4 protein-coding genes are annotated in these 4,486 nt (G+C 68.8%); 2 read left to right on the forward strand and 2 right to left on the reverse strand.

Translation table 11 applies throughout. The features are described from left to right. Positions 1-305 precede the first annotated feature (305 nt). Both ACFW9D_RS37270 and dapA read right to left on the reverse strand, forming a co-directional pair. Positions 306-1,991, reverse strand: a complete 1,686-nt coding sequence (locus ACFW9D_RS37270) for a ribonuclease J (RefSeq protein WP_188336498.1) — start codon at positions 1,989-1,991, stop codon at positions 306-308. A gap of 141 nt (positions 1,992-2,132) precedes the next feature. Next, on the reverse strand, positions 2,133-3,032 hold the full coding sequence (gene dapA / locus ACFW9D_RS37275; RefSeq protein WP_384629818.1) for a 4-hydroxy-tetrahydrodipicolinate synthase: 900 nt from the start codon (positions 3,030-3,032) through the stop codon (positions 2,133-2,135). Positions 3,033-3,488: 456 nt separating this feature from the next. On the opposite strand from dapA, the gene ACFW9D_RS37280 reads away from it, so the two are divergent. Together ACFW9D_RS37280 and ACFW9D_RS37285 are read left to right on the forward strand one after the other, a co-directional pair. After that, positions 3,489-3,728: a hypothetical protein gene (locus ACFW9D_RS37280; RefSeq protein ID WP_188336500.1), complete on the forward strand. Its 240-nt coding sequence runs from the start codon at positions 3,489-3,491 to the stop codon at positions 3,726-3,728. A 102-nt stretch (positions 3,729-3,830) separates the two neighbouring features. Continuing rightward, positions 3,831-4,388: a hypothetical protein gene (locus ACFW9D_RS37285; RefSeq protein ID WP_188336501.1), complete on the forward strand. Its 558-nt coding sequence runs from the start codon at positions 3,831-3,833 to the stop codon at positions 4,386-4,388. Positions 4,389-4,486: the final 98 nt, after the last annotated feature.

Raw genomic sequence — 4,486 nt, forward strand, 5'->3', positions numbered from 1 at the left:
CTTTGTACTCACCCTCTCGGGCTTTCCTCCGGGCGCTTCCCTTCGGTCTTGCGTTTCCGACTCTATCAGACCGTTTCACCGGCCGATTTCCTCGGAGGTTTTCCTACTTTTGCCTTCCGGGATTCGCTTTCGCGTTTTCCCTTTCGGCTCGACCGACTTTATCAGAGATTCTGAGGCGGTCTTTCCACCCGCTCGGGGACCGGATCGGGCACGTGAGTGCGCCGCGTTCCCCTCAGGCGGAGCCGTAAACGTACTGGAGCGGGGCGCCCCGATGCAAATCGAGGGGCCCCGCTCCAGACGGTCCGTCAGACCTCGACGACGACCGGGAGGATCATCGGGCGCCGGCGGTAGGTGTCGGAGACCCACTTGCCCAGCGTGCGGCGGATGAGCTGCTGCAGCTGGTGGGGTTCGACGACGCCGTCCTGGGCCGACTTGTCCAGCACTTCCTGGATCCGGGGGATGACGGCGTTGAACGCCGAGTCCTCGATGCCGGAGCCGCGCGCCTGCACCGTGGGACCACTGGTGATCTTGCCGGTGCTGGAGTCGACGACCACGAAGACCGAGATGATGCCCTCGTCCCCGAGGATCTTGCGGTCCTTCAGGGCCGGCTCGCCGACATCGCCGACGGAGAGGCCGTCCACGTAGACGTATCCGGCCTGGACCTTGCCGACGATCTTGGCCTTGCCGCCGACGAGGTCGACGACGACGCCGTCCTCGGCGATGACGATGCGGTCGTGCGGGACACCGGTGAGGGCGCCGAGCTCCGCGTTGGCGCGCAGGTGGCGCCATTCGCCGTGGACCGGCATCAGGTTCTTCGGCTTGCAGATGTTGTAGAAGTACAGCAGCTCGCCTGCCGAGGCGTGGCCCGAGACGTGGACCTTGGCGTTGCCCTTGTGGACGACGTTCGCGCCCCAGCGGGTCAGGCCGTTGATCACGCGGTAGACGGCGTTCTCGTTGCCGGGGATCAGCGACGACGCCAGGATCACCGTGTCGCCGGAGACGATGCGGATCTGGTGGTCGCGGTTGGCCATGCGCGAGAGCGCGGCCATCGGCTCGCCCTGGGAGCCCGTGCAGACGAGGACGACCTCGTCGTCCGGGAGGTCGTCGAGCGTCTTCACGTCGACGACGAGCCCGGCCGGGACCTTCAGGTAACCGAGGTCGCGGGCGATGCCCATGTTGCGGACCATCGAGCGGCCGACGAACGCGACGCGGCGGCCGTACTCGTGCGCCGCGTCCAGGACCTGCTGGATGCGGTGCACGTGGCTGGCGAACGAGGCGACGATGATGCGCTTGCGGGCCGAGGCGAAGACGCCGCGGATCACGTTCGAGATGTCGCGCTCGGGCGGGACGAAGCCCGGGACCTCGGCGTTCGTCGAGTCGGTGAGGAGCAGGTCGATGCCCTCCTCGCCGAGCCGCGCGAACGTGGGCAGGTCGGTCAGGCGACGGTCCAGCGGGAGCTGGTCCATCTTGAAGTCACCCGTGTGCACCACCATGCCGGCGGGCGTGCGGATGGCGACGGCCAGCGCGTCCGGGATCGAGTGGTTGACCGCGATGAACTCGCAGTCGAACGGGCCGAGCCGCTCGCGGTCGCCCTCGGCGACCTCCAGCGTGTACGGGCGGATCCGGTGCTCCTGGAGCTTCGCCTCGATCAGGGCGAGGGTCAGCTTGGAGCCGATCAGCGGGATGTCCGGCTTCTCGCGCAGCAGGTACGGGACAGCACCGATGTGGTCCTCGTGCCCGTGCGTGAGGACGATGCCCTCGATGTCGTCGAGGCGGTCCCTGATGGACGTGAAGTCCGGCAGGATCAGGTCGATTCCGGGCTGCTCCTCCTCGGGGAAGAGCACTCCGCAGTCGACGATCAGCAGACGGCCGTCGAACTCGAAGACGGTCATGTTGCGGCCGATCTCGCCGAGGCCGCCGAGCGGGGTGACGCGCAGGCCGCCCTTCGGGAGCTTCGGCGGGGCGCCGAGTTCAGGATGCGGATGACTCAAAAGACTCTCCTCACCACGCACGCCACGTACCTGTCGGGCACGTGGCGCGCGTGACGTTCGTGCAGTTAGCAGTTGTCTTGGTAACTCTTCGGTCTTGCTCTTCTTGTGTTGTTCAGTTGTGAAGCTTTGCCAAGTCTGTTGTCAGAGCTGTACCCCGCCGGCGGCAAGATCGATCTTGAGCTGGGCGGTCTCCTCGGCGGTCAGCTCGACGAGGGGGAGGCGCAGCGGTCCGGCCGGCAGGCCCTGGAGGTCGAGAGCGGCCTTCGTGGTGATGACGCCCTGCGTGCGGAACATGCCGGTGAAGACGGGGAGCAGCTTCTGGTGGATCTCCGTCGCCTTGTGTACGTCACCCGACAGGTACGCGTCGAGCATGGCGCGCAGGTCGGGGGCGACGAGGTGGCCGACGACGGAGACGAAGCCGCAGGCGCCGACGGACAGGAGTGGCAGGTTGAGCATGTCGTCGCCGGAGTACCAGGCGAGGCCGGAGCGGGCGATGGCCCAGCTGGCGCGGCCGAGGTCGCCCTTGGCGTCCTTGTTGGCGACGATGCGCGGGTGCTCGGCGAGGCGGACGATCGTGTCCGTGTTGATCGGCACACCGCTGCGGCCCGGAATGTCGTACAGCATCACGGGCAGTTCGGTCGCGTCGGCGATCGCCGTGAAGTGGCGGTACAGGCCCTCCTGCGGGGGCTTGTTGTAGTACGGCGTGACCGTGAGGAGTCCGTGGGCGCCGGCCTGCTGGGCGGCGCCGGCGAGCTCGATGCTGTGGTGCGTGTCGTTCGTGCCGACGCCGGCGACGACGTGGGCGCGGTCACCGACCGCCTCGACCACGGCTCGTACGAGATCCGATTTCTCCGCGTCGCTGGTGGTCGGGGACTCGCCCGTGGTGCCGTTGACGATCAGGCCGTCGTTGCCTGCGTCCACCAGGTGGGCGGCGAGCCGCTGCGCGCCGTCGAGGTCGAGTGCGCCGTCCGCCGTGAAGGGCGTGACCATGGCGGTGAGGACCCTCCCGAAGGGGGTCTGCGGAGTCGAGGTCGGAGCCATGGGTAACACGCTACTCGCTGCTCAGCACCGGGTCCCCCCTCGGGGGCGGCGACAACTCACGACAAAGTGGGATCCCGGCACTGCCTGCTCGGGGGTTCAGGCAGTACCGGGTCCGTTTGATCAGGCTAGATGAACTTTACGAAATGCCGCAATACGGACACTTCGCGCGGATGATCCGCACATCTGTACCGCTCGAGCTCACGGCGCGGAGCGGTGGGTTCCGCCGGCGGATCCGAGGCCGATCCGTGGCCGATCTGCGGCGATCCCCGGTGATCTCCGTTCATCCCCGGCGGTCTCTGGTGATCTCCGTGGATCTCCGGCGAAGAAGAGTGAACTTCAGAGAAATCGGGGAAACAGGGCACCTTTCGGGGCGTTCGAGCGTCTGTGTAGGTGCACACCGTGCGTTCGACACCTTCGTTCGACCGTCCTTCGACCTCCTGAGGAGAAGCACCGCCCATGTTTCGTCGGCGCGAGCCTGTTCCGTTCGCCTTCGTCGCTGAAGCCGACAAGTTCCGCAGCAACGTCACGCCGCCCGCGCGTGAACGCCTCACCTTCGGGCAGTTCGCCGGGCGCGCCCTGGTGGGACTGACCGTCGTCGGCGGGCTCGTCGCCTCCCTGATGTTCGGCATGCCGGCCCTGTCGCAGGACCAGGCTCCGGGGCACACGCAGACGTCGGAGGCGTCGGACGGGCGCTGACACCGACGCTCGTACGGCCCCCTGAGGTGGAAGGCCGGAGCACGCGTAGGTAGCCTCACCGGGCACAGAGCCCATCCAGCGTGGAGCGAGTGAGGACCAGTCGTGCCCCTGCCCTTTCTGACGGCCGACCGTGCTTTCGAGGAGGCCGCGGCGGACACCGCGCTGCCCTTCGACGACCGGGACCAGTGGCGTCGCCCCTACCGACCGGGGCCGTACCGGGTGGCCGCTTCCGCCCTGTTGCTGCTGCTCGCCTCGTACGTGCTGGTCGCCGCGGTGATCATCGCCGCGGCCGGGGACGTCACGGCGGCCTCGCTCTGCGGCGCGCTCGCCGTGCTCATCATCGCGGCGGCCCTGCGCCTGCTGCGCATGGGCACCTGGGTGAGCGCGCGCGGCGTACGCCACGTCGCCTTCCTCCGCACCCAGACCGCCCCGTGGAACGCGGTGGTGACCGTCCGTACGGTGCAGCAGCCGGTGCGCTGGCTCGGGCTGCCCCGCACGGTCCAGGGGCAGGCGCTGGTCCTCGTACGGCGGGACCGGCAGGGGGAGCAGGCGACGCTGCTGACTAGTCACAACGGTGACTTCCTGGGGCGCTCCACCGCGTTCGAGCGGGCCGCCGACAGTGTCGAGGTGTGGGCCGAGGAGTACCGGCCGCAGCGCTGACGGGCGCGCAGACATGGGAGGGTGGGCGCGGCCGGCCCGCGGGGGGCCCCGCCCCCGCGCGGGGTGGCCCGCGGCGGGGGGGCCCGGGGGGGGGGACA

It is taken from the genome of Streptomyces sp. NPDC059524, from assembly GCF_042749255.1.
GTDB lineage: Bacteria > Actinomycetota > Actinomycetes > Streptomycetales > Streptomycetaceae > Streptomyces > Streptomyces xanthii.